Genomic DNA, 21,844 nt, shown 5'->3' with positions numbered 1-21,844 from the left:
GAAGTGAAACGTGTCATCGCCGATGATAGTGTGGGGCTTCCCCATGTGAAAGTAGGTCATCACCAAGTTATTATCCTAAAAGCCCGTTCTAGCGAACGGGCTTTTTTTATGCCTGCGATTTATATCAAACTACCCCCTATATTATCTTAAAGACAGATCGACCAACCTTGATTTGAGATATGCAATATCTGTGGACTTAATGTAGATACATGCGTTGTTCATAGGCGACAGTACTTTGAGTGGCAGATCACAGATCTACCTGAAAGACGTCTTTATTACATGAAAAGGATAAAATAAAAAAAGTGCCCATAAGTACGGGGGTGCCTATAGATCAGAAATAGATGAATCTAACATTAGTATAAAGCTGGCTAGTCAGAAATATTTACAGGTCATATTCGAAATAAATTAATACAGATAATAACTTAGGAGAACAAGCCTATTCATGAATCATGAATAAAAATATTTACTTAACAATAATTACATAAGGAAAACAGAGACTGTTTCTTACATTGTTTAACTGTTAAGGAAGGTGTTTTTAATGAATGGATTTAAAAAGAACTTAAACTAAATACTCTGTCTCAGCAGAAACTATTAGTAGAAATTTATTGAAAATAAAGTGCCCTAAAGTAGGGGGGTGTCTTAATTAACAGAGACAATGACTATGCCATCGAATATTGATGGCATAGTCATTTATACTATTTTTTAATTAGTTTGCTTTTGTAAAACTGAAATACGTTGAGTAAGCGCGTTATACCTTTTTAATTGGTCATCAGATAATATTTTTTTGTTATCTCTTAACGTTAATAAGTAAGCACCTGCAGTATCTAAATTCTGTTTAGCATATTGCTTGGCGTTTGGGTTAGTATTATTTGAAAGTACTCTTTCCGCACCTACTACAAGATCTTCTACAGTGTTTAGTCTTTTAGTCTGAACTGGGGCATTGCTGCAAGCTACGAGCAAAGTCGATAGAGTCATCGCTAAGAAAATCTTTGAAACCGTGATCACTGCTGTTGTCCTCCGATAATGATAATAATTGCTTAAGGATAATCTAACAAACCCTGCTATGGAACCCGTAAGCGTTTAAAATGAATAGGGATCTTAATGTTAATAAAATTGTTTGTATCAATATTTCTAACTAAGAGAAATCAGTTGTCTATGTCTCAGACAGACTCTCTCCTAATTGCAGTGTTTGATCAACCTTCAATGAGTCACTTAGTTTAGGTGCATTATTTTGAAAAACTAAAATAACGGTAGAGCCCATATTGAAACGCCCCATTTCTTTACCTTTCTCTAACTGAATATCTTTAGACTTATATGATTTGGCTGTAGTTGTCTCACCTTTTGGTGGTGTAATGAGCCCGTGCCACACGGTTTCTATCGCTGCTACATTGATTGCGCCGACTAAAACCATCGCCATAGAACCATACTCAGTATCAAAACTTGCCACAACGCGCTCATTTCTAGCGAAAATACTTTTGACGGTTTTAACGGTATGTTTGGCGACACTAAAAAGACGGCCTGGTATATGAACTTGTTCTGTTAATTTGCCAGTGCAGGGCATATGAATACGATGATAATCACGCGGTGATAAATAGATGGTAATAAACTGCCCATTATCATAAAGACTTGCTCTTTCTTTATTTCCGCCAAGTAGTTGCTCTAGGCTGTATGTAATACCTTTCGCCTGCAAAAGTTGCCCATTTTTTATATCACCAAACTCACTAATAGTGCCATCAACAGGGCTTACAATTAGTGTGTCTGAAATAGGTCTTAATCCTTCTTTTAATTCTCGCGTAAAAAACTCATTAAACGTTGAGTAACTGGTAGGATCAGAATTTTTCGCTTCAGCTAAGTTCACGTCAAATGCTTTGCTAAATAAAGTAATCGCTTTTGGCACTAATGGAGATTTAACTCGGGTCAACTTAAATACAATACGAGAAATAAAATGGTGTGGTAACGCATATAGCGCACCTGATTTGAGATAATCTAATAGAGAAGCATTCATTTATTTAAGATCGGTTAATTAGTTAATGAAATAAAGCATAAAAAAAGGATAATACGGCATTCGTTAAAGGGAAACTATAGTAATGACAAAACAGATTGTAGATTACGATGCAGCTAACAAAGAGCTCTCGACATTGACTGATTTTATGCGATGGGGAGCGAGTCGATTTGTAGATGCTGAATTAAGTTATTCGCATGGAATGTCTTCTCCTTTAGATGAATCAGTATACCTTGTATTACGTGCTTTAAACCTTCCTGTAGATACACCTAATGTCTACTGGCAATCAAAAGTCACTGAAACAGAAAAACATGCAATAGTTACATTATTAAAACGTAGAATCGAAGAAAGAGTACCTGCAGCGTATTTAACCAAAGAAGGTTGGTTTGCAGGTTTGCAGTTCTTCATTGATGAGCGTGTTTTAGTGCCACGTTCACCCATTGCGGAATTAGTAGAAAACCAGTTTCAACCCTGGGTAATGCCAGATGAAGTTGAAAATATATTAGACCTTTGTACGGGTAGCGGTTGTATTGGTATTGCCTGTGCTTATGCTTTCCCCTATGCAGAAGTAGATTTAGCTGACTTGTCAGAAGATGCTCTGGATGTAGCTAGAATAAATATAGAAAAACATGATGCATCTGAACAAATAACTGCAATCCAATCAGATCTCTTTTCAAATATAGGAGAACGCCGTTACGATATTATTGTGACCAATCCCCCTTATGTTGATAAGGATGATATTGATGGCATGTCAGATGAATTCCATCATGAACCAGAACTTGGCCTTAGTTCTGGTAATGATGGGTTAGATTGTACGCGCCAAATTCTCGCTCAAGCTTCTGAATACCTTAATGATGAAGGTATTTTAGTCGTTGAAGTAGGTAATAGTCAGCACGCTTTAGTGCAAGAATTCCCTCAGGTTCCATTTCAATGGATTGAGTTTGAAAGAGGAGGGGATGGCGTGTTCATGTTAACCAAGCAGCAACTACAGGAATTCATTACGAATAATTAATATTGTTTCAGATCCAAATTGTGATCTGATGCGTTATGATATTTATATCTGAACTTTTTTGTGGAAATAGATTCTTAAATAAAGTGTGATATAATAATTCGTTAAGCATTCAGTAACGTAAATAACGTTAAACTCGCTTATTCAATAGAAAAATCAAACGGTCTTAGGGGACATTGTGCTAGCTCAAAGAACATTAAAAAGCATTGTTAACACAGTGGGTATAGGACTGCATTCTGGTAAGCGAGTCAATCTGACATTGCGTCCGGCTGCAGCCAATACTGGTATTGTATTCACGCGTGTGGATCTTGATCCTGTGGTCGAAATACAATCAAAACCTGAAAGCGTCGGTGAGACTGTTCTTAGTACAACGTTGGTTAAAGACGGCGTAAAAGTCTCAACCATCGAGCATTTAATGTCTGCGTTTGCAGGTTTAGGTATTGATAATGTTTACGTTGATCTTGATGCAGCTGAAGTCCCTATTATGGACGGAAGTGCAGCGCCTTTTATCTTCCTTATTCAATCTGCAGGTATCGAAACTCAAAGTCGTCCTAAGAAATTAGTGCGCATCAAGAAACCTATTCGATTTGAAAATAATTCAGGCTGGGCTGAGCTCACACCTTATGATGGATTTAAGGTTTCATTTGAAATCGATTTTGATCACCCCGCTGTAAAAGACACGAAACAAACACTAGAGCATGACTTATCTATAGAGTCATACAATAGTGAAATTAGCCGTGCCAGAACCTTTGGTTTTATGCGCGATGTTGAAATGCTGCGTTCAAAAAATCTTGGCTTAGGTGGTAATTTCGGTAATGCCGTTGTACTGGATGAGTACCGAGTATTAAACAAGGACGGACTTCGTTATAACGATGAGTTTGTAAAGCATAAAATGCTGGATGCAATCGGCGACCTTTATACATTAGGCTATGGCATCATCGGTGCATACCATGGACATAAATCTGGTCATGCGATCAATAATTTATTGCTTTTAGAATTGTTAAAAAACCAAGATAGCTGGGAAGTAGTAACACTCACTTCTGATGAAAAACCGCCTCAATTATACGTCGGTGACAATTGTCTTCTAGCTTAGTGAGTTTTACGCCTAAACAGGCGTTACAAGGAAGAACTTAAGGCACCCCCCTACTTACAGGCGTTTTTTACAATTTGTGTATTTTAAAGAATGATGTAATTTACGTTCTTTTATTCTTGTTTACTGTTAAGTTAAGCAAAGACTCCCTTAGTTCTTCATCATCAATCTCTTCAGCAATGTTGGCAAGAATCGCGCTGGCTTTATCACCTATTTCATACAGTTTATTATCCGGCTTTGCAGGAGTGGCAGTCGGAGGAACTATCTTAACTTTCGTTTTCTTTAACTCTAACAAGAAATGTTTATTAATCTCAGCGCAAATAACATTCATTTGATATTGAAGTTGTGTGCCTAAATAGGGGTTATCGGTCAATAATGTGAGTTGTTGTTGCTTCGTGATAACCCAAAGATTATGTTTGGATTTATCCAGGTGCATCAGTTTATAGACAAAATCTGACAGTTTGTCGTATCTTTTTATACTTCCCGTCAGTTGGGAGTTAACGAGTTGATTAATATTCTTCATTGTAGTGACTTTCGTATGGATACGATTTAGAACTGAAGCATACCATGAAAGTTATCTTCTTAAGTGACAATGGACGTCACCATCAGAAATACACAGTGAAACTGTGGTCCCATATAATTTTACCCTTATCGTTACTAACCCTTCTGGTTATTACTGCGCTTGCCGCTAAAAACTACTATTCAAAATACAGTGATGAAAATTTGCAGATTTCTCATAATGAAAAGAGATTGCTGAATAAATTCGATCTTCTGTTAAAGAAAGCTTCGGCATTAGAGGCAGAAATAGACCGGCTTAATACCTTAGGCAAAACAATCGCGACCAATAATGAAATCGATATTGCAGCTTTTCATCTTGATAAGACGCCTGCAAGAGGTGGTTTTATTCCGAATAATAATAGTTTGGATCTAAACTCGGAAACACTTGATGAGTCAGATTTGATAAAAAGCATAGAATTGATTGAAAGCCGCTTGAAGCGACAGAAAGTCAGCTTCCAAAAGTTAAATAACGTTTCTAGTAAATCCAATAATTTTTCGAAAGCGTCATTCTCAACTGCTGGATTTTATTCCAGTCCTGTTAAAACAGGCTATATTTCATCGGCTTACGGTAAGCGTCGAGATCCTATCAATGGTCATCAACGGCACCACAACGGGATTGATATTGCGGCAAAGCTAGGTACTGAAATAAATACCATTGGAAGTGGTTTTGTTACCTTTGCGGGTAGAAAAGGAGGTTATGGTAATGTCGTAGAAATTCACCACTCAGATGCTTTAAAAAGTCGGTATGCGCATCTACGAAAAATACTCGTAAAGAAGGGTGACGTGGTTCACAAGGGCGATAAAATAGCGACTATGGGGAAAACCGGACGAGCGACAGGGTCACATCTACATTTGGAGGTGTGGGAGAATGATAAGCCGACTAACCCAGAAGGGTTTATTAATATCGCCCTGAAAAACCTTAAAAAATAACTAATAGTCAGAATTAGATAATAATAAAAACAAGTCATTAAGGTACTTAACTGTTTAGTTGTAATATAATGCGCTTTTTTATATGCGGGTTGCTCTTGTATTACGTAGAAAAACCCCTATATCAAACACTATTCTGCAAATTTCTCGTGGGGACGAGTGATTAGTTATTAAATGAGATTTTTGCACGAAATGTTTGATGGATTAAAATGGCGTAAAACTTCCAGATTTCTCCTAAAAATGCGGTAAATAGCCGTGCTATTAACCTTGTTTTTAAGACAAATCTGAAATTTACGCTTTTTTATTTCATCATGATTTCGCGCAATGATCCCTAAATATTCCGGTTATCCGGGGGAAAAAAATAAATATGTTCGGAAAAGTTACCAAAAAGCTCTTTGGTAGTCGTAATGACAGGCTGGTTAAGGCTTATACCAAAAATACTAAAATAATCGCAGGTCTAGATGAAGAATATTCAGCTTTAACTGATGAACAACTACAAGCAAAGACACAAGATTTCAGAAATCGTCTGAAAGAAGGTGCAACGCTTGATGAGTTATTACCAGAAGCTTTTGCTACTGTTCGTGAAGCAGGCAAAAGAACCATGAATATGCGTCATTACGACGTGCAAATGATTGGTGGAATGGTGCTCAATGAAGGTAAGATTTGTGAAATGCGTACGGGTGAAGGTAAAACCTTAGTTGCTACGCTAGCTGCTTACCTAAATGCGCTTCCCGGTAAAGGTGTTCATGTCATCACGGTGAATGATTATCTTGCTCGACGCGATGCAGAGTGGATGGCTAAGCTCTATGGTTTCCTCGGTTTATCGACAGGTATTATTGTCAATGGGATGGATCAGGCGCAACGCCAGCAAGCCTATCAATGTGATATTACTTACGGTACCAATAACGAATTCGGCTTTGATTATCTGCGCGATAATATGGCTCATCACAAAGAAGAACGTGTTCAACGCGAGCTAAACTTTGCGATCGTGGATGAGGTTGACTCAATTCTTATTGATGAAGCCAGAACACCACTTATTATTTCTGGTGCGGCGGAAGATTCTTCTGAGCTTTATGCGGCAATCAATAAAATCGTTCCTAATCTGAAACGTCAAGAAGGCGAAGACGAAGAAAACATTACTGTGCCGGGCGACTTCACTGTCGATGAAAAAGGTAAGCAGATATTCCTTACAGATGATGGTCATGAGATTGCTGAGAAGCTATTACAAGAAGCAGGAATTTTGCCTGAAGGGCAAGGCCTCTACGACAGTTCAAGCATTTCTGTATTGCATCACTTTAATGCGGCACTGCGCGCACATAACCTTTTCCAGAAAAACGTAGATTACATCGTTACCGATAACGAAATTGTTATCGTTGATGAATTCACTGGTCGAACAATGCCTGGAAGACGTTGGTCAGAAGGCTTACATCAGGCTGTTGAAGCTAAAGAAGGCGTTCATATTAATGCCGAAAACCAGACGATGGCTTCTATCACATTCCAAAACTATTTCCGTTTATACGACAAATTATCAGGGATGACAGGAACGGCTGATACCGAAGCTTTCGAGCTTCAAGAAATCTATGGTTTAGAAGTGGTTGTTATTCCTGGAAACAAGCCATTGGCTCGTGAAGATGGTAATGACTTGGTATACATGTCTGAGGAAGAAAAATATCAGGCAATCGCAGAAGAAATCGAATACTGCCAGAAGAAAGGTCAACCAGTCTTAGTAGGTACGGCGTCAATTGAAACATCTGAGGTGCTTTCTCGTTTACTTAATGAAAAAGGCATCAAGCACGAAGTACTAAATGCTAAGCAGCATGAACGTGAAGCGAATATTATTGAAAATGCTGGTCAGCCGGGGGCTTTAACCATAGCAACCAATATGGCTGGTCGTGGTACTGATATCGTTTTAGGTGGATCTCTAGATGCTGACCTAAGAGAATTAGGTGAAGATGCGACTGAGGCACAAAAAGAAGCCGCAAAAGCTGAATGGCAGAAGCGTCATGATGCCGTAATTGCTGCAGGTGGTTTACATATTATTGGTACAGAGCGTCATGAGTCGCGTCGTATTGATAATCAGTTACGTGGACGTGCTGCACGTCAGGGTGATCCTGGTTCTTCTCGCTTCTTCTTGTCTCTGGAAGATAACTTAATGCGTATATTTGCCTCGGATCGTGTTAAAGCGATCATGCAACGCTTAGGTATGGAAAAAGGGCAAGCGATTGAAGCAAAAATGGTGAGTAAATCGATTGAAAATGCTCAGCGTAAAGTTGAAGGGCATAACTTCGATATACGTAAAAACCTACTTGAATACGATGATGTTGCCAATGATCAGCGTAAAGTGATCTACGAGCAACGTGCAGAGCTTCTTGAAGCCGCAGACGTTGAAGAGTCGATAGCTTCATTCATCGAAGATGTGGTTGAAAGTACCATTGATCAGTATATTCCACGTCAAAGTATTGTTGAGCAATGGGACATTCCGGGCTTAACCAAGCACCTTAAAGAAGAAATGTCGGTAGATCTTGATATTCAAGGTTGGTTGGATTCTGATGATGAGTTGCACGAAGAAACGTTGAGAGAGAAAATCCTTCAGTCTATTCAGGGTATGATCAAAATCAAAGAAGATTTGATCAGTTCTGAACGTATGCGTGAATTAGAACGTGATGTGATGTTGCATGTTGTCGATACACACTGGAAAGAACACTTGGCTTCTATGGATTATCTACGTCAGAGTGTTGGTTTACGTGGCTATGCACAAAAGAATCCAAAGCAGGAATATAAGCGTGAAGCTTATGAAATGTTCGAAGAGCTGTTGGGTAAAATCAAAACAGACGTGGTGACTTTCTTAACGCGCCTGGAAATCACAGTTCCTGAAGATTTAGAAGCGCTTGAAGAAGAGCAAAAACTCTTACAAGAGCAAGAAGAAGTCGATCTGGATTTTGTCCACGCTGATGCAGAAAGCGCATTAGGGTCAAGTGATCCTGCCACTGATCTACCACCACCTGAGGCTATGAAGCCGTTCAAACGTGATGTTGAAAAGGTTGGACGTAATGATCCTTGTCCTTGTGGTTCTGGAAAAAAATATAAACAATGTCATGGAAAGCTAGCCTAAATGCCTGTTAATTTCATACCTGCTTCTGAGCTTTCTCCTGTACAGGGAGTGAGATTAGCTTCAATAGAAGCCAATATTCGTTATAAAGATCGAGATGATCTAACCTTAATCGAGGTTTCTGAAGGCTCTAGTGTCGCAGGTGTATTCACCAAGAACGCTTTTTGTGCGGCACCTGTAACTATCTGTCGAGAGCACTTGAAGACCACTGATGGTATTCGTTACCTAGTCATTAATTCAGGTAACGCTAATGCCGGAACGGGCGAAGAAGGCATGACTTCAGCAGATCTTATTTGTGCTGAAGTAGCAGAAGAAGGTATGTGTAATCTGGATTGCGTATTGCCATTTTCAACGGGTGTAATAGGTGAGCAATTGCCTTATTGGAAGATCGTTGAAAAAGTGCCAGCGTTAATCGAGAGTCTGGATGCGAATAACTGGATGCGTGCTGCCAAAGCAATCATGACGACTGACACGGTTCATAAGGGCGTGAGTAAGCAATTAGAGATTGATGGCGAAACAGTTACCATTACCGGCATTTCTAAAGGTTCAGGAATGATTGAGCCGAATATGGCGACAATGCTGTCTTATGTGGCAACTGATGCAGTTATCAAGCAATCTGAATTGGAAGCTATTTGTCAGGACATTACCACGCAAACGTTTAATTCAATTAGCGTTGATGGTGATACATCGACGAATGATTCATTTGTGTTAATGGCAACAGGTAAGTCTGGTGTTCAGCTTGATGAAAAGAATAGTGACAAGATTATCTCGGCACTAAGCGATGTTTGTCAGGAGCTTGCACAGGCAATTATTCGAGATGCTGAAGGTGCCACTAAATTTGTCACTGTCAGTGTTGAACAAGCCCCAGATTATGATTATGCAAAAGAAATAGCCTACACGGTTGCGCGCTCACCTTTGGTCAAAACGGCATTATTTGCCAGTGATCCAAACTGGGGACGAATTGTTGCAGCGATCGGGCGTGCTCCTGTTGAAAATATCAATATCAGTAAGTTAACCCTGTATTTGGGTGATACCCTGCTGATTGAATCTGGGGAACCTGCTGATAGCTACACGGAAGAGCAGGGTCAGGCAGAGATGAATAAAGAAGAAATTACCATTCGTGTGGTGTTAAATACGGGGGATGCCAAGGCCCATGTTTGGACTTCGGACTTATCTCATGACTACATCACAATAAATGCTGATTATCGAAGTTGATTAACGGCTTACTAGACGTTAGCTTGTAGAAAGAATCAATATTAAACGCCCATCTTGGGCGTTTAACGTATCTGGCGTTTCTACTTTACAGTAGTAATGCTTAATATGATTTAGTGGTCATAAACTTCGCTATTAATTATCGGGTTCGATGAATATGAACTAATGTCGGGATTTTCAAACTAAGCTATTGTACGTATGATAAAACTCATTTATTGATCAGTTAGGTGAGTCTAAAATCAACCGGGCAAATATAAAAATATCTCGTTAAATAAATGAAGACAAATACATGAAAATAAAAATACACCCCCCCACTTATAGCCTGTTTTTTATATTATTACTGGTTAATCCGTTGATGGCTTTTCAGGTTTTTGCTGGAGAAGACTGCAATGCAGTGCGCGCTCAATATCAGTGTCCTGTAAAAAAACATCGATTGCATTTAAGTTTTGATGATGGCGTGGGTAGTGTTACACCTAAAATTCTTGATGTGCTTAAACGCGAAAACATTAAAGCCACTTTTTTGATTTTGGGCAATAAGGTTGACTGTAAACAATATAAACCGGGTAAGTCACTAGAACTGTGTAAGCAGCGTTTTAATACGCTTAAGCGCATAAAAAGTGAAGGGCATGACATTGGTTCTCATAGTTATCAACATTATCATCATAGTAAGCTTAGCTTGGCTGAATTGAATAAGACTATTCTTGATTCTAAGAAAATCCTTGAGCCATTTTTTACCACGCAACCACCCGTTTTTAGACTGCCTTATGGCGATGGCTGGTTTAATCAGAAAGATCAGCCACAGGTGATGGAAGCCCTTAAGAAAGCTGGCTTTGAGCATCTTGGCTGGGAAATGACCGCTTATGACTGGAATGAAAAATACCAACACGGTGATCAAATTCTGGATAACGTGATGGGGCAAATGTGTAAAGGTCGTGGTCGAGATGGTGTGGTTTTGTTTCATGATGGCGTGTTCGAAAACGAACATGAAGGTCGTGTTTTTACCGCTAATAACCTAGCGCGTTGGATTCCTAAATTACGTTGTGCGGCTGATTTTGTTCCATTGACTGATGTGAAGAAAAACTTCAAGAAGAGATAGAAGGAGAATAAGAGTTGATTATACGTGTTGCTGTCGCGGTGATTATTAATCAGGATAAAGAGGTTCTGATTGCGAAACGTTCTAAAGATCAACATCAGGGAAATAAATGGGAATTTCCCGGAGGCAAAGTTGAAGCCAACGAAACCAGTCAGGAAGCATTGCACAGAGAAATTATGGAAGAGCTAGGGATCGATATTCAATCGAGCTCAGAAATGACATCTATCACCCATGAATATATCGAAGAGAACCCTGACAATAGCAAGACAGTCATTCTTGATGTATTTGATGTAAGAGATTGGCGGGGCGAACCCAAAGGGGTTGAAGGACAACCGATTCGCTGGGTGACTGTTTCAGAAATAGACGACTACGAATTTCCTATCGCCAATGTAGAGATAGTCAATATAATCAAACATCTTTGAGTAGAAACTTGCTAAGTTTCAGTTAAGTTTGACTTTGTTATGTTGCTTCATGTTTAGCTTGAATATTCTGTCAAAGAAATGCTATTTACTTATTTTTTTACATATATTTTCTTATCGGAGCAGATATGAAAAAATCCATCTACAAAATATCTCTTAAACTAATCATTGTACTACCACTGCTGTTCAGTCTGAATACGGCTCACGCTAATGGTTGGTTTGGTAACAACACTAATTATTTTAATGGTTATTCTGGCAATAATAGTTATAACGATTGGCCGGTATGGACGCCGATGTACTGGATGCAGGAAATGTTCGGCAATAATTATAATAATCGTTATTACGGAAATAATGGTCGTTATATGAGCGCTTATGGAAACCCCTATCAAGCGCAATACAACAATAATTATCAAACACGATTGAATGGTTACGGTGCTTACCCTTATTCCGGGTTATATAATAATGCCTATCCTGAACAGACTTACTATTCGAATCAGGGGTATGCAGGATATTACTCTAATGCTCAGTATCCGCAGAACCAGTATCAAGCTCAATATTATGCACCTAACGCAATACCTGGAATGACGCCTTTTGGACTTAATCAATATAATCCATTTGCGAGTTATGCTGGCTATAATAATTTTGGACAATCTTTTCCTGCTTATAACGGAGGAATGCCAATGAATGCCTTTGGCTCTTCGGCTTATCCATCGCTGGGTTTTCCGATGAGAAATGGACTAGGTTCAACTGGCTTTGGTTACGGCTCACCTATGAGTGGTTTCGGGTCACCTATATCTCCTATGTCGCCAATGTCCACGATGCCAATGGCAGGATTTGGGGGATCACCATTTGCTAGTAATGGCTTCACTTCGTTTAGATAGTATGATTTTATAAAAGAGCAAAAAAAGTCGCTCAAAGTAGGGGGGTGGGTTTTTATTCTATTTTTTAAAGCTAAAAGTACATTGAAGAGTTAATAAGCATTACATCAATGTAAAACGCATATATCGTGATTATTGTATTTACGATATCTAACGTCTATTAAAATCAACTCAGTTTATTTCAACCGTGCTAAATTCGGCAGGTTTATCTAAGGCGGTAATAGATTTTATTTTATCCAGTCTGATCTGGGTTATATCTTGATTGATATCGGCCGCTACTTCAGTACTGACAAGCAAAAACTCCTGTTTATTTGCGATTCTGGTTGTTTCGGCGCGCCCTTGAATTTCGCTTCCATCCATTAATTTTATAGAGAGTTTATAATGCCTTAAACAGGCAATCTCAATATAGTCGTATAATTGACATTGAATTGGGGTATAGGTCATTTCTCGTCACTTTCCTTTCTGCCTGCGTGTGTTTTAGGATAAGCGATATTTTCATACTCAACGACTTCAGCTTTGCCATTGTGACGATAGATTCGTTTATTTTGATTAGGATAATCGCCAATATCGTGTTTTAAGCGCTGTCCCATGACTAGGCAGAAAAGTGTCTCATTGCTGTTATTAAATAGACTGTGGGCGACTTCATTCGCAGGAAAACCAATAAAGTCACCTTTAGTCACAGTATAGGTATCTTGTTCTATCGTTAGCTCACCACTACCCTCAAGAATATAAATGCATTCTTCTTCGTATTGGTGTTTATGAAATTCAGTGGAATCACGATCCGGTTCAACAGCGATCATGTGAACGCCCATCTGGGACATGCCGACAGCATCTCCCAGAGACTTATTCAATCTTATAGCGTTAGGATTGAGAAAGTGGGTAATTTCCTGTCCTTCTAACGCCCCTATATCAGAAGCGGTTAAAAGGTATTTACGGGTATTATCTGTGATGTTACTCACTCTCGGCAGGAGGGTTGATTCCTGTCATTCCTACGGTGCTGTAACCACCATCAACATACATAATTTCTGCTGTGATACCGGAAGCCAGGTCAGATGATAAGAAAGCTGCTGCGTTACCTACTTCTTCAATAGTAACATTACGGCGTAACGGAGCCGCCCCAGAGAATTGCTCTAACATCTTACGGAAACCTTTGATTCCCATTGCGGCAAGGGTGCGAATAGGGCCAGCAGAGATGCAGTTGACACGAATACCTTCTGGTCCAAGGTCTGATGCCATGAAACGTACAGCCGACTCAAGACTTGCTTTTGCCATGCCCATGACATTGTAGTTTGGTATAGCGGATACAGCGCCTAAGTAGCTAAGTGTCAGCATAGAAGGATTTTCACGACCTTTCATTAGTGGTCGAGCCGCTTTGGCCATAGCGAGGAAACTATAAGCACTGATATCGTGCGCGATTTTAGAACCTTCGCGAGTAGTATTATCGACAATACTGCCTTCCAGTTCTTCTTTCGGGGCAAAACCAATTGAATGGATAAGGATGTCTAAGCCATCCCATTTTTTACCTAACTCGGCAAAGCATGCATCAATCGATTCATCACTACCTACATCGCACTCAAGCACGATATCTGATCCAAACTCATTGGCGAATTTTTCAACACGACCTTTTAGACGTTCATTCTGATAGGTGAATGCCAGTTCAGCACCTTCACGATGCATAGCTTGTGCGATGCCGTAGGCAATTGATTTATTACTTGCGATACCCGCAATAATGGCGCGTTTTCCGGTTAAAAAGCCCATAAAATTCCTTTTGCTTGTTTCTAATTGAAAGAGGGAATAATACGACTCAGGCGAGGTTTTTACAATCTTATGCACTTACAATCTGTAAGCGGGGTCTTGAGAAAGGTGATTCCCATGAAATTCATCATGGGAATCGTTTTGATTTTATCTTTTAGCATTAGTGTTATCTAAAAATATCACTAAATGAAAATGATTAATCTAGAACAAATGTTACTTTAAGGCGTACATTGTAAGCAGATACTTTTCCGCCTTCTACTGATACGCTTTGATCCGCAACCCATGCGCTCGTGATGTTCTTAAGTGTTTTATTAGCGCGTTCTACGCCATTATCGACAGCATCTTCAAAGCTCTTTGTTGATGTTGATGTGATTTCTGTTACTTTTGCTACTGACATATTTAACTCCTTTGATTAGTAATTATTTTTTTCGTCTTTCATAGTTTCTTACATTTTTGTCTTTTATCGAGACTTTGTGACGTCTATAGCTTAATGCTAAATTACAGCTGACCTACAGACGTTAGCAATTGTTTGTAGGCAATTAAAGTGTAGTCGTTCAAATTAGAAGGTGTTATTTATTTGCGATGACGTGAATGTGATGAATCGACTGTCTTTATTAGTTTAAAATATATTTTAAAGACTATTTTAAGATGGTTGCACCATCAGCTTCATCGAGAAAAACTTTATTTATTTTGTAGCCATTAATTTCGACATAACCGTCTAAGCGACTATCTCTGTCTAAACTAAAGTTGAATCGATAAACACGCTGGAATCCCATTCGCCCAGTGTTAGTACGAATTAGTTTTAAAGACTTCAGTGAGGCCGTTTGGTCCAGAAATTGTGCGTGAATTTCCTTACATGCGTTCGCTGAAGCCTGCAGAGCTATTTCTTTGGCGCGAACGGAATTCATCCAAAACCATGCGATGCTAGCCAATATGAGTAGTATTATTATGCTTGTCATTTGTTAGTATATGTAAGAGCTTATGGATAAATATGATGCCGAATAATTAAAATTCAAGATGAAAAGTATGTTACCAGAGATAGAGTTGCCAGAACTAAGAGAACTAGAAGATATTATTCGAGAGGTTGCGAAAGAAGAAATTCTGCCTCGTTATAATAAGATAGATTTTGTGGTGAAAGGAGATGGTAGCTTATTAACCGAAGCAGATTTATCTACAGATAAGCGAATTCGCCAGTCCTTGGCAGAGCGATATCCAGATATCGATTTCTTAAGCGAGGAAATGGAACCAGAGCAACAGGAAGCTTTGGTCAAGAACTCGGAAAAGCTCTGGTGCTTAGATCCTCTAGATGGAACCAGTAATTTTGCTGCCGGCATTCCTTTGTTTGCTACCTCGCTCGCATTATTTGTTAACGGTGAAGTGCAAATTGGAATTACTTACGATCCACTTCGAGATGAGATGTTTAGTGCGGTTAAAGGGCAGGGGGCTAAGTTAAACGGTGAAGTGCTAAAATGTGGCGAGAGTGGTTTTGATTTGAACAAGTCTATTGCTATTGTTGATTTTAAACGATTAAAGCCTGATCTCGTGCAACGCTTAATTTCCCATGCACCTTATAAATCCCAAAGAAATTTGGGTAGTTGCGTACTTGAATGGGCGTGGATGGCTGCCAATAGAGGGCATTTGTATTTGCACGGTGGAATGAAGTTATGGGATTTGGCGGCAGGTACTCTAATTTTGTCCGAGGCAGGAGGTCATGCCTGTACACTTGAAGGTGAAGATGTTTTTAGACCGTCGATGAAGCCTCGTTCTGTTTTGATCTCACCGGATAAAAAGCTATTTGATCAGTGGAAATATTTTCTAATTGATCAAGAGAAACAATAAGCACCAACTATGAAAAGCAAATCACTGTGGGCAGGATTCTTGTTGTTAACGTTTGTCATAACCTTGCCTGTCAGCTGGGGGATGTTAGCTAAAGTAAATTTTTTATATCCGGTGCTACATGATGTGGTCGGTATTGATAAGCATATAGAGATTTATGCGCCTAAGAATAGAAAAAATAAGTTAGGTTTCGAAAAGACTTCTAAAGAGGAACGGGCCCGCCTGTTTTTAGGCATTGTTGATGCCATACATAACCATGGTGAGGGTTTATCTGCACTTAGCTATGCGACGAGCAATCAACAAGGCACAACCCAGTTAACGCCATTGCTCACTGAGCCTGAGATTGTACATTTGAAAGACGTGGCTGTATTGCTGGATAAAATTAAGCCGCTAATGCTTGTATTAATCACTGTTTGGCTGTTTGTTGTAATTGTTCTTAAAATGAAAAAAGTGGGGATGCCTGATGCTGTCCAATTTTTGTGGAGTGCGCTGATTTTAATAATCTTATGTGGATTATTATTGTTATTAGGCCCTGAGAAAATATTCAATCAATTACATGTCTGGGCATTTCCAGATGAACATCAATGGTTTTTCTTCTATGAAGACTCATTGATGAGTACCATGATGAAAGCGCCTGTAATTTTTGCTTATATCACTGGGATATGGATTATTTTATCAATCGTTTTGACGAGTATCATTTTGAAGCTATTTAGCTTGCCAATACTATTAGGTGCATATAAAAAAGCCCATGCATAACGAATGCATGGGCTTTTTAGAAAAGATAAATTTATTGTTAGTCGAGCTTATCTACTAACGATTTAATGTAAGTCATTCTGGTGTGAACTTCCTCTTCGAGTCTGTTGATTTCATCAAGTATGATCGCTTTATGCTCTTGATGAGTATGTTTCAGTTCTACCACCTGATGTAGTTCATCGATAACTTTATTCAAGAACGGAGAAATTTCACTAAGAATTTCAGTGCTGTTAGTTCCACTGTCTGCTACAACCATGCGCTTAGATCGAGCAAATCTGAATTTCTTGCTATGCGGCAATAAAGAGCCTTTCTGACGTTTATAGACAACGCGTAAAATGTCTACGTCATTAACATTCTGTAATGAGTATCTTGATATGTCTTCTGGGTTTTGGATGCCCATTTCATGAAGAGAAGGATAATTAACTGACATATTGTCTCCTAATTAAAAGTAGTGTTGGTATTAACATTCTATCAATTACTTTAGCTGGGAATTGATATGCTAATTAAAAATTCACATATTAAAAAACCCCTTATAAGTAGGGGGGTGTGTTAAATAGAGATATTAGACCCATTTTGCTGTTTGTGCATGATTTTATGCATAATAAAGCGATATAAATCAAAGTTGTAATGATCTTCAACGCTAAGAAATATAAGTCTTTAAGGTATAAATGGCAGATAAAAAAAAGCCCGCGATGAAATTAATCATCGCAGGCTTTTCAAGCTTAATGCTTTTTAGCTTATCTGTCGTCTTCGTCAACAAATGTGCCAATAGGCTGCTTCTCTACAACTTCCATATCACTATCAGCATCTGGAGTAACGATTACTTTAACAGTAGTCTCTACATCAGTGTGTAAGTGAATAAGTACATCGTACTCGCCAATAGCGCGAATAGGACCTTCTGGCATACGAACTTCACGACGTTCGATATGTACGCCTTTAGCAATAATTGCTTCAGAGATTTCGTGGTTAGAAACCGAACCAAACAACTTGCCTTCCTGACCAGCTCTTACTTCGATATTAAGCTCGCCAACACCGTTGATAGCAACAAGACGATCTTCGGCTGCTTTAGTCGTTTCTGCTGCTGCTTTTTCTAGTTCAGCACGAATAGTTTCAAATTCTGCAATGTTAGTTTTCGTTGCAGTTTTTGCTTTTTTCTGAGGAACTAGGAAGTTACGTGCGTATCCAGATTTAACTGAAACGATATCGCCGATCGCTCCTAAGTTCTCAATTCTTTCCATTAATATAACTTGCATGGTTATCACCTTTTCGACCCTTGGGCCGGTTATCTATTTAATTAACGTATTCTTTAAGTATCTTTAATTTGAGTTGCCTGGTTTCTTACGGCGAAAATCAACAAAAGTGTCAATAATTCCGAAAGTTGCAAGCAGTACAATCATTTGTATCAGCAATAAAAACATCATTAAATAGAGGCCAATTAACCAGGCTTTATTCAAGTTATGTTTTTTTACCAAGGCATGTGCCAGAGCTAAGCCCTGAAACATAAAAACTGCAATCCCCACCATAATGAGTTCAACAACTAGCTGATTCATGGTGAGTACTGCTATTGCTATACCTACTAGTACTGCAATAGCGGATTGTTTGCCCAAATTAATCTGGCGAAACTCTTCACCAAAACCACCCGGGTTATACAATACTGCTTGCCAATTCCTCGCGATGATCAATGATAGTATTGATATCAATGCTAGGGCAGCGGCAAATGTTCCTGTCATCCACTTTGCGACATCATTGATACTCTCATCAATTTTGGCATCGCTAAGTTGATAGCCTTGTTTAAGCAGGGGCTTGAACTGTTCTAATACAGGCTTCCAGTATGCTGCTGCATCTGGTTGCATGAAATGAAACAATAAAACACCTGCTGTTGCTGTTAGCAGAACTAGCTGTAAGGTTTTACTCCATGATTTTGTTATGGCAAGCGCACTTGCTATAACTACCATAGGCAACCAGTTGGCTAAACCTGCTAAGAAGCCTCTACTTGCTTGTTGATCTAAAGCGACACTAATGATTAAAAGAGTGACACTAGCAAGTAGAGTGTAAATGATCCCTTGTTGCCAACCCTTACGTAACGTTATTAATGCAATAGCTGCATTATTGAAAACGATAAGGGGTGGAAATAGTAATGAAATCAGGGTGGATAAAACAACAAATATCGCTGCTTGTATCCGGCCTGCCATTATAAAGCCGGCCATCATTTAGTTCTTCCTATCTATTCTTAATATTACTTGTGTTGATCCGTGTAAGGAATCAACGCAAGAAAACGAGCGCGTTTAATAGCAGTTGCTAATTGGCGCTGGTATCTAGCTTTAGTGCCTGTAACACGGCTAGGTACAATTTTACCTGTTTCAGTAATGAACGCTTTTAAGGTATCAAGATCTTTATAATCTATCTCTTTAACACCTTCTTTGGTAAAACGACAAAATTTTTGACGACGAAAACGTTGTGCTGACATGATTAACTCCTATTAATTAAATGATTTTCTTTCTGGCTTCTTTTCATTCTCTTTGCTGAGAATTGAAGGGTCAGTGTCAGCTTCATCGCGACGGATAACCATATTGCGAAGTACTGCATCATTGAAACGGAATTGATCTTCAAGCTCACTTAATGTAGCTGAATCACACTCGATGTTCATAAGCACATAGTGTGCTTTGTGTAATTTAACGATTGGGTAAGCTAAAGGACGACGACCCCAGTCTTCTAGACGGTGGATTGTGCCTTTATTGTCTTCGATAAGCTTGCGGTAACGCTCTAGCATGCCTGGAAGTTGGTCGCTTTGATCTGGGTGTAGCAGAAAAACGATTTCATAATGTCTCATAGTTATCTCCTTATGGACAAGTTGGCTATGATTTTTGTGTTTTTTACTGTGTAAATTACAGCAAATTTCATAGCAAGGAGGGGTCATAGACCCACGGAACGCGGCATTATTATGGAAAGCAAATTAAATGTCAAACAGTACCCGCTATTTCTTATGCATTAAGGAATTTATACGCTGAAATGATAAAAGAAAACTGCTTTATGTTAATCATGGCGGAAGAATATTTCAGTCAATCAAGCGCTTATGTCCTAGACTATGCTCTAGGAGGAAACAGAATAAGAATGAGTTTATCAGTATTGTTGATTCAAAATACAGGTGTCCCTGAGGATATCAAGGTAATGCTTGAGTCGAAAATACCACATTTGACGTTAGCTCAATATGATTATGCTTGTTTGCAACTTCTGAGCAGGGAAGAGCTGCTACAAAAGCTCAAGCCTTTTGATCTGGTTTTTTTTGATAATAAAAAAGAATGTAAAAAACGATCTTTGCAGCCGAATAAATGTTTGTATTGGAAAAATATTTCAGATCTATCGTCGAAAATAGATGTTTATCTACAGCTGCGAAGGTGTTTAGCGCTTTTCCCTCTTAATCTGAAACACTGGGTGTTAGTAGAGGTTCTACATAACAGTCAGGATTGTATTATCTATCGGGGCGTCAATAAAAAAGGTGAGTCTGCCGCGATTAAACGCTTTAAATTTAAACCGAATGAATTATCCGATGAGATGATTCAAAAGTTTTTAGAGCGTGTCGAAAGGCAATGCGCTATCCGCTCTGAGGGTTTAGTGCACTTCTATGATGGCGGTATCTGCAATCATGCCTTCTATCTGGTGATGGAGTATCTCGAATTTGGTACATTGAGACAGGCTCTTAATAATTGTGAGAGATCTCTTCCTTTATTACATGCCTTGGAATGGTTTAGAGAAATCACGTCTGCCCTCGATTGTGTACATAATGCTAATTTAATTCATCGCGATTTAAAGATAGATAATGTAATGCTCAGAAGTGACGGTGTGCTAGCACTCACCGATTACGGTGTATCTAAAAGGATATTGCTCGATGCGGGTTTTTTGAAAGAAGATGAACTGCATTGTTCGCCACATTATGTAAGCCCTGAATTAGTTGCAGGGGAAGATTGCACAAAAGCGTCCGATATCTATAGCTTGGGTGTGATCTTCTATGAGTTACTGATGGGGGAGAAGCCCTTTGCGGGAAATAGCCCGACAGAACTTATGATGCAACATGTTATGGCACCCATACCGATTTTGGATGAATCCATTGCTCATCTTCAGCCAGTGTTAAATAAAATGATGGCTAAGTGCCCGGATGATCGGTTTTTAAGTCCGGGTAAAGCGTTGAAGATGCTTGAGTCTCTATTGAGAAAAGAGCCTTCTTATCAGTATGAACAACATGCACCCCCCACCTTATAGGGCTTTTTTTAGTTTTGATACGCTCTAAGTCTATTAAAGGTAGCCCACCATTTTCATTTCTTTTTCGCAGGCTTTAACTATGCGATTTTGTAATTGAGGTTCTAATTCAGTTTTCCAGCGGTTTGCTTCACCTTTGTGGAAGAATTCTTGACCAACAGTCTCGCGAAACCCTGATTTTTTTTCCTGTTGTTTTAGTTTGTCAAAAGCACACGCTTCAATGCTCTTATGCACAAGGTCTTTATCATAGTCCAGATTGAGGAATTGTATTATTTCACTTAAAACTTCAAAAGTATTAGATAGAAGATCTTCGTATCGAAGCGCATAAACTGGGTAGGGTAGGTTTCGCATCCAGGAAGCCACATGGATATTCCAGGAAAGCTGGGGAACAAAAAGACCTTTATTAGGGAAGCGAGTAACAAACTTATTATCTAAGAGTTTATCGACTGCTTCTTTATTAGTGGACGTGTTGTAATGATTTTTAAATGACAAAGCAACATCTCTAGGGTCTCTTACGATATAAATAGCTGCTCTGGTAATATCGTGTGGAATTTGTGCAACACCTGACAGGTCAATATTACAGTCGTGTGTTTTTAGCATTAAATTGCCACCGGCGTCTTCTAGCATTCGCATCATTGCCGCAGGTTTGATCAAGGCCTGGTCAGATGTTGACCATTCTTCAATAGGTTTTTTTATAATGCCATCATAGTACTCTGGATTTTTGTCACCGGTTTGCATGATGTTGTTAATCGTTACTTCACCATTGTTTGAGTACGCTGTTATTAGCGCTCTTACCCAGGTGTTGCCGCTTCTAGGAAAGCTGGCGATCCAAGTGATTTTGCCCGTATCTTGTGTCATTTTAGTAAAACCCTAATAACTCTATTGTTTTAATCAGTTGAGTGAATTGCGGCAATATTATAAGCTGTAATCTAGCCTGATTGATAGTTTG

Annotated in this window: 25 protein-coding genes; 11 read left to right on the top strand and 14 right to left on the bottom strand. The window is 39.1% G+C overall.

Annotated features, from left to right (window positions below; all coding sequences use genetic code 11):
* Positions 1 to 702: 702 nt before the first annotated feature.
* Both OO007_RS15785 and asd read right to left on the bottom strand, forming a co-directional pair.
* Complete coding sequence (locus tag OO007_RS15785) at positions 703 to 1,005, bottom strand: hypothetical protein (RefSeq protein ID WP_325809509.1); 303 nt, start codon at positions 1,003 to 1,005, stop codon at positions 703 to 705.
* A 148-nt stretch (positions 1,006 to 1,153) separates the two neighbouring features.
* Entirely contained in the window at positions 1,154 to 2,005 is an 852-nt protein-coding gene (gene asd, locus OO007_RS15780) for an archaetidylserine decarboxylase (protein WP_325809508.1), read from the bottom strand.
* 82 nt (positions 2,006 to 2,087) lie between these two features.
* Between asd and prmB the strand changes: the two genes are divergently transcribed.
* Together prmB and lpxC are read left to right on the top strand one after the other, a co-directional pair.
* Complete coding sequence (prmB, locus tag OO007_RS15775; RefSeq protein WP_325809507.1) at positions 2,088 to 3,014, top strand: 50S ribosomal protein L3 N(5)-glutamine methyltransferase; 927 nt, start codon at positions 2,088 to 2,090, stop codon at positions 3,012 to 3,014.
* A 175-nt stretch (positions 3,015 to 3,189) separates the two neighbouring features.
* Positions 3,190 to 4,104: a UDP-3-O-acyl-N-acetylglucosamine deacetylase gene (lpxC, locus tag OO007_RS15770; protein WP_131907041.1), complete on the top strand. Its 915-nt coding sequence runs from the start codon at positions 3,190 to 3,192 to the stop codon at positions 4,102 to 4,104.
* Positions 4,105 to 4,204: 100 nt separating this feature from the next.
* Here the strand turns inward: lpxC and OO007_RS15765 are convergent, their stop codons facing one another.
* A complete protein-coding gene (locus OO007_RS15765) occupies positions 4,205 to 4,624 on the bottom strand; it encodes a hypothetical protein (protein ID WP_131907040.1) in 420 nt (139 codons plus the stop codon).
* A 44-nt stretch (positions 4,625 to 4,668) separates the two neighbouring features.
* On the opposite strand from OO007_RS15765, the gene OO007_RS15760 reads away from it, so the two are divergent.
* The 6 genes from OO007_RS15760 to OO007_RS15735 all read left to right on the top strand — a co-directional run bounded on the left by OO007_RS15760 (position 4,669) and on the right by OO007_RS15735 (position 12,300).
* Positions 4,669 to 5,589 (top strand): M23 family metallopeptidase, encoded by a 921-nt coding sequence (locus tag OO007_RS15760; protein ID WP_325809506.1) that lies wholly within the window; start codon positions 4,669 to 4,671, stop codon positions 5,587 to 5,589.
* A gap of 364 nt (positions 5,590 to 5,953) precedes the next feature.
* Positions 5,954 to 8,698 (top strand): preprotein translocase subunit SecA, encoded by a 2,745-nt coding sequence (gene secA, locus OO007_RS15755; RefSeq protein ID WP_325809505.1) that lies wholly within the window; start codon positions 5,954 to 5,956, stop codon positions 8,696 to 8,698.
* A complete protein-coding gene (gene argJ / locus OO007_RS15750) occupies positions 8,699 to 9,910 on the top strand; it encodes a bifunctional glutamate N-acetyltransferase/amino-acid acetyltransferase ArgJ (RefSeq protein ID WP_325809504.1) in 1,212 nt (403 codons plus the stop codon).
* Between the two features lie 286 nt (positions 9,911 to 10,196).
* Complete coding sequence (locus OO007_RS15745; protein WP_325809503.1) at positions 10,197 to 11,003, top strand: polysaccharide deacetylase family protein; 807 nt, start codon at positions 10,197 to 10,199, stop codon at positions 11,001 to 11,003.
* Positions 11,004 to 11,017: 14 nt separating this feature from the next.
* On the top strand, positions 11,018 to 11,422 hold the full coding sequence (mutT, locus tag OO007_RS15740; protein WP_325809502.1) for an 8-oxo-dGTP diphosphatase MutT: 405 nt from the start codon (positions 11,018 to 11,020) through the stop codon (positions 11,420 to 11,422).
* A gap of 125 nt (positions 11,423 to 11,547) precedes the next feature.
* Positions 11,548 to 12,300, top strand: coding sequence for a hypothetical protein (locus tag OO007_RS15735; protein WP_325809501.1), 753 nt, complete (start codon positions 11,548 to 11,550; stop codon positions 12,298 to 12,300).
* Between the two features lie 168 nt (positions 12,301 to 12,468).
* Here OO007_RS15735 and OO007_RS15730 read toward each other — a convergent pair whose 3' ends face one another.
* The 5 genes from OO007_RS15730 to OO007_RS15710 form a co-directional block, all read right to left on the bottom strand.
* A complete protein-coding gene (locus OO007_RS15730; protein ID WP_325809500.1) occupies positions 12,469 to 12,741 on the bottom strand; it encodes a Rho-binding antiterminator in 273 nt (90 codons plus the stop codon).
* The gene (locus OO007_RS15725; RefSeq protein ID WP_325809499.1) at positions 12,738 to 13,256 is read right to left on the bottom strand and encodes a cupin domain-containing protein; all 519 of its coding nucleotides are present in this window, start codon (positions 13,254 to 13,256) and stop codon (positions 12,738 to 12,740) included. Before OO007_RS15725 ends, OO007_RS15730 begins: the two co-directional genes overlap by 4 nt.
* Entirely contained in the window at positions 13,249 to 14,055 is an 807-nt protein-coding gene (locus OO007_RS15720; RefSeq protein ID WP_131907032.1) for an enoyl-ACP reductase FabI, read from the bottom strand. Before OO007_RS15720 ends, OO007_RS15725 begins: the two co-directional genes overlap by 8 nt.
* 193 nt (positions 14,056 to 14,248) lie before the next feature.
* Positions 14,249 to 14,449, bottom strand: coding sequence for a dodecin family protein (locus OO007_RS15715; protein ID WP_131907031.1), 201 nt, complete (start codon positions 14,447 to 14,449; stop codon positions 14,249 to 14,251).
* Positions 14,450 to 14,690: 241 nt separating this feature from the next.
* The gene (locus tag OO007_RS15710; RefSeq protein WP_131907030.1) at positions 14,691 to 15,011 is read right to left on the bottom strand and encodes a DUF3301 domain-containing protein; all 321 of its coding nucleotides are present in this window, start codon (positions 15,009 to 15,011) and stop codon (positions 14,691 to 14,693) included.
* A 67-nt stretch (positions 15,012 to 15,078) separates the two neighbouring features.
* Here OO007_RS15710 and OO007_RS15705 point away from each other — a divergent pair, with 67 nt between their 5' ends.
* Entirely contained in the window at positions 15,079 to 15,891 is an 813-nt protein-coding gene (locus OO007_RS15705) for an inositol monophosphatase family protein (RefSeq protein WP_325809498.1), read from the top strand.
* A 9-nt stretch (positions 15,892 to 15,900) separates the two neighbouring features.
* On the top strand, positions 15,901 to 16,644 hold the full coding sequence (locus OO007_RS15700) for a lipoprotein intramolecular transacylase Lit (RefSeq protein WP_325809497.1): 744 nt from the start codon (positions 15,901 to 15,903) through the stop codon (positions 16,642 to 16,644).
* Positions 16,645 to 16,681: 37 nt separating this feature from the next.
* On the opposite strand, the gene OO007_RS15695 is transcribed toward OO007_RS15700, so the two are convergent.
* The 5 genes from OO007_RS15695 to rpsF all read right to left on the bottom strand — a co-directional run bounded on the left by OO007_RS15695 (position 16,682) and on the right by rpsF (position 19,471).
* Complete coding sequence (locus tag OO007_RS15695; protein ID WP_131907027.1) at positions 16,682 to 17,071, bottom strand: DUF3461 family protein; 390 nt, start codon at positions 17,069 to 17,071, stop codon at positions 16,682 to 16,684.
* A 307-nt stretch (positions 17,072 to 17,378) separates the two neighbouring features.
* On the bottom strand, positions 17,379 to 17,894 hold the full coding sequence (gene rplI / locus OO007_RS15690) for a 50S ribosomal protein L9 (RefSeq protein WP_131907026.1): 516 nt from the start codon (positions 17,892 to 17,894) through the stop codon (positions 17,379 to 17,381).
* 63 nt (positions 17,895 to 17,957) lie between these two features.
* Entirely contained in the window at positions 17,958 to 18,851 is an 894-nt protein-coding gene (locus OO007_RS15685) for a hypothetical protein (protein ID WP_325809496.1), read from the bottom strand.
* Between the two features lie 26 nt (positions 18,852 to 18,877).
* Complete coding sequence (gene rpsR / locus OO007_RS15680) at positions 18,878 to 19,108, bottom strand: 30S ribosomal protein S18 (protein WP_131907024.1); 231 nt, start codon at positions 19,106 to 19,108, stop codon at positions 18,878 to 18,880.
* Between the two features lie 12 nt (positions 19,109 to 19,120).
* Positions 19,121 to 19,471: a 30S ribosomal protein S6 gene (gene rpsF / locus OO007_RS15675; protein WP_131907023.1), complete on the bottom strand. Its 351-nt coding sequence runs from the start codon at positions 19,469 to 19,471 to the stop codon at positions 19,121 to 19,123.
* Between the two features lie 281 nt (positions 19,472 to 19,752).
* Between rpsF and OO007_RS15670 the strand changes: the two genes are divergently transcribed.
* Entirely contained in the window at positions 19,753 to 20,898 is a 1,146-nt protein-coding gene (locus OO007_RS15670; RefSeq protein WP_207907116.1) for a serine/threonine protein kinase, read from the top strand.
* 33 nt (positions 20,899 to 20,931) lie between these two features.
* Here OO007_RS15670 and OO007_RS15665 read toward each other — a convergent pair whose 3' ends face one another.
* Positions 20,932 to 21,753, bottom strand: a complete 822-nt coding sequence (locus tag OO007_RS15665; protein WP_131907021.1) for a sulfotransferase domain-containing protein — start codon at positions 21,751 to 21,753, stop codon at positions 20,932 to 20,934.
* Positions 21,754 to 21,844: the final 91 nt, after the last annotated feature.

It is taken from the genome of Cocleimonas sp. KMM 6892, from assembly GCF_035798195.1.
GTDB lineage: Bacteria > Pseudomonadota > Gammaproteobacteria > Thiotrichales > Thiotrichaceae > Cocleimonas > Cocleimonas flava.
This window is presented reverse-complemented; position numbering and strand designations above follow the sequence as displayed.

Coding starts and splice junctions, on each gene's coding strand:
- asd (WP_325809508.1), bottom strand. CDS start 2,005: ATGAATGCTTCTCTATTAGATTATCTCAAATCAGGTGCGCTATATGCG.
- prmB (WP_325809507.1), top strand. CDS start 2,088: ATGACAAAACAGATTGTAGATTACGATGCAGCTAACAAAGAGCTCTCG.
- OO007_RS15765 (WP_131907040.1), bottom strand. CDS start 4,624: ATGAAGAATATTAATCAACTCGTTAACTCCCAACTGACGGGAAGTATA.
- OO007_RS15760 (WP_325809506.1), top strand. CDS start 4,669: ATGAAAGTTATCTTCTTAAGTGACAATGGACGTCACCATCAGAAATAC.
- secA (WP_325809505.1), top strand. CDS start 5,954: ATGTTCGGAAAAGTTACCAAAAAGCTCTTTGGTAGTCGTAATGACAGG.
- argJ (WP_325809504.1), top strand. CDS start 8,699: ATGCCTGTTAATTTCATACCTGCTTCTGAGCTTTCTCCTGTACAGGGA.
- OO007_RS15745 (WP_325809503.1), top strand. CDS start 10,197: ATGAAAATAAAAATACACCCCCCCACTTATAGCCTGTTTTTTATATTA.
- OO007_RS15735 (WP_325809501.1), top strand. CDS start 11,548: ATGAAAAAATCCATCTACAAAATATCTCTTAAACTAATCATTGTACTA.
- OO007_RS15730 (WP_325809500.1), bottom strand. CDS start 12,741: ATGACCTATACCCCAATTCAATGTCAATTATACGACTATATTGAGATT.
- OO007_RS15720 (WP_131907032.1), bottom strand. CDS start 14,055: ATGGGCTTTTTAACCGGAAAACGCGCCATTATTGCGGGTATCGCAAGT.
- OO007_RS15715 (WP_131907031.1), bottom strand. CDS start 14,449: ATGTCAGTAGCAAAAGTAACAGAAATCACATCAACATCAACAAAGAGC.
- OO007_RS15710 (WP_131907030.1), bottom strand. CDS start 15,011: ATGACAAGCATAATAATACTACTCATATTGGCTAGCATCGCATGGTTT.
- OO007_RS15705 (WP_325809498.1), top strand. CDS start 15,079: ATGTTACCAGAGATAGAGTTGCCAGAACTAAGAGAACTAGAAGATATT.
- OO007_RS15700 (WP_325809497.1), top strand. CDS start 15,901: ATGAAAAGCAAATCACTGTGGGCAGGATTCTTGTTGTTAACGTTTGTC.
- OO007_RS15695 (WP_131907027.1), bottom strand. CDS start 17,071: ATGTCAGTTAATTATCCTTCTCTTCATGAAATGGGCATCCAAAACCCA.
- rplI (WP_131907026.1), bottom strand. CDS start 17,894: ATGCAAGTTATATTAATGGAAAGAATTGAGAACTTAGGAGCGATCGGC.
- OO007_RS15685 (WP_325809496.1), bottom strand. CDS start 18,851: ATGATGGCCGGCTTTATAATGGCAGGCCGGATACAAGCAGCGATATTT.
- rpsR (WP_131907024.1), bottom strand. CDS start 19,108: ATGTCAGCACAACGTTTTCGTCGTCAAAAATTTTGTCGTTTTACCAAA.
- rpsF (WP_131907023.1), bottom strand. CDS start 19,471: ATGAGACATTATGAAATCGTTTTTCTGCTACACCCAGATCAAAGCGAC.
- OO007_RS15670 (WP_207907116.1), top strand. CDS start 19,753: ATGAGTTTATCAGTATTGTTGATTCAAAATACAGGTGTCCCTGAGGAT.
- OO007_RS15665 (WP_131907021.1), bottom strand. CDS start 21,753: ATGACACAAGATACGGGCAAAATCACTTGGATCGCCAGCTTTCCTAGA.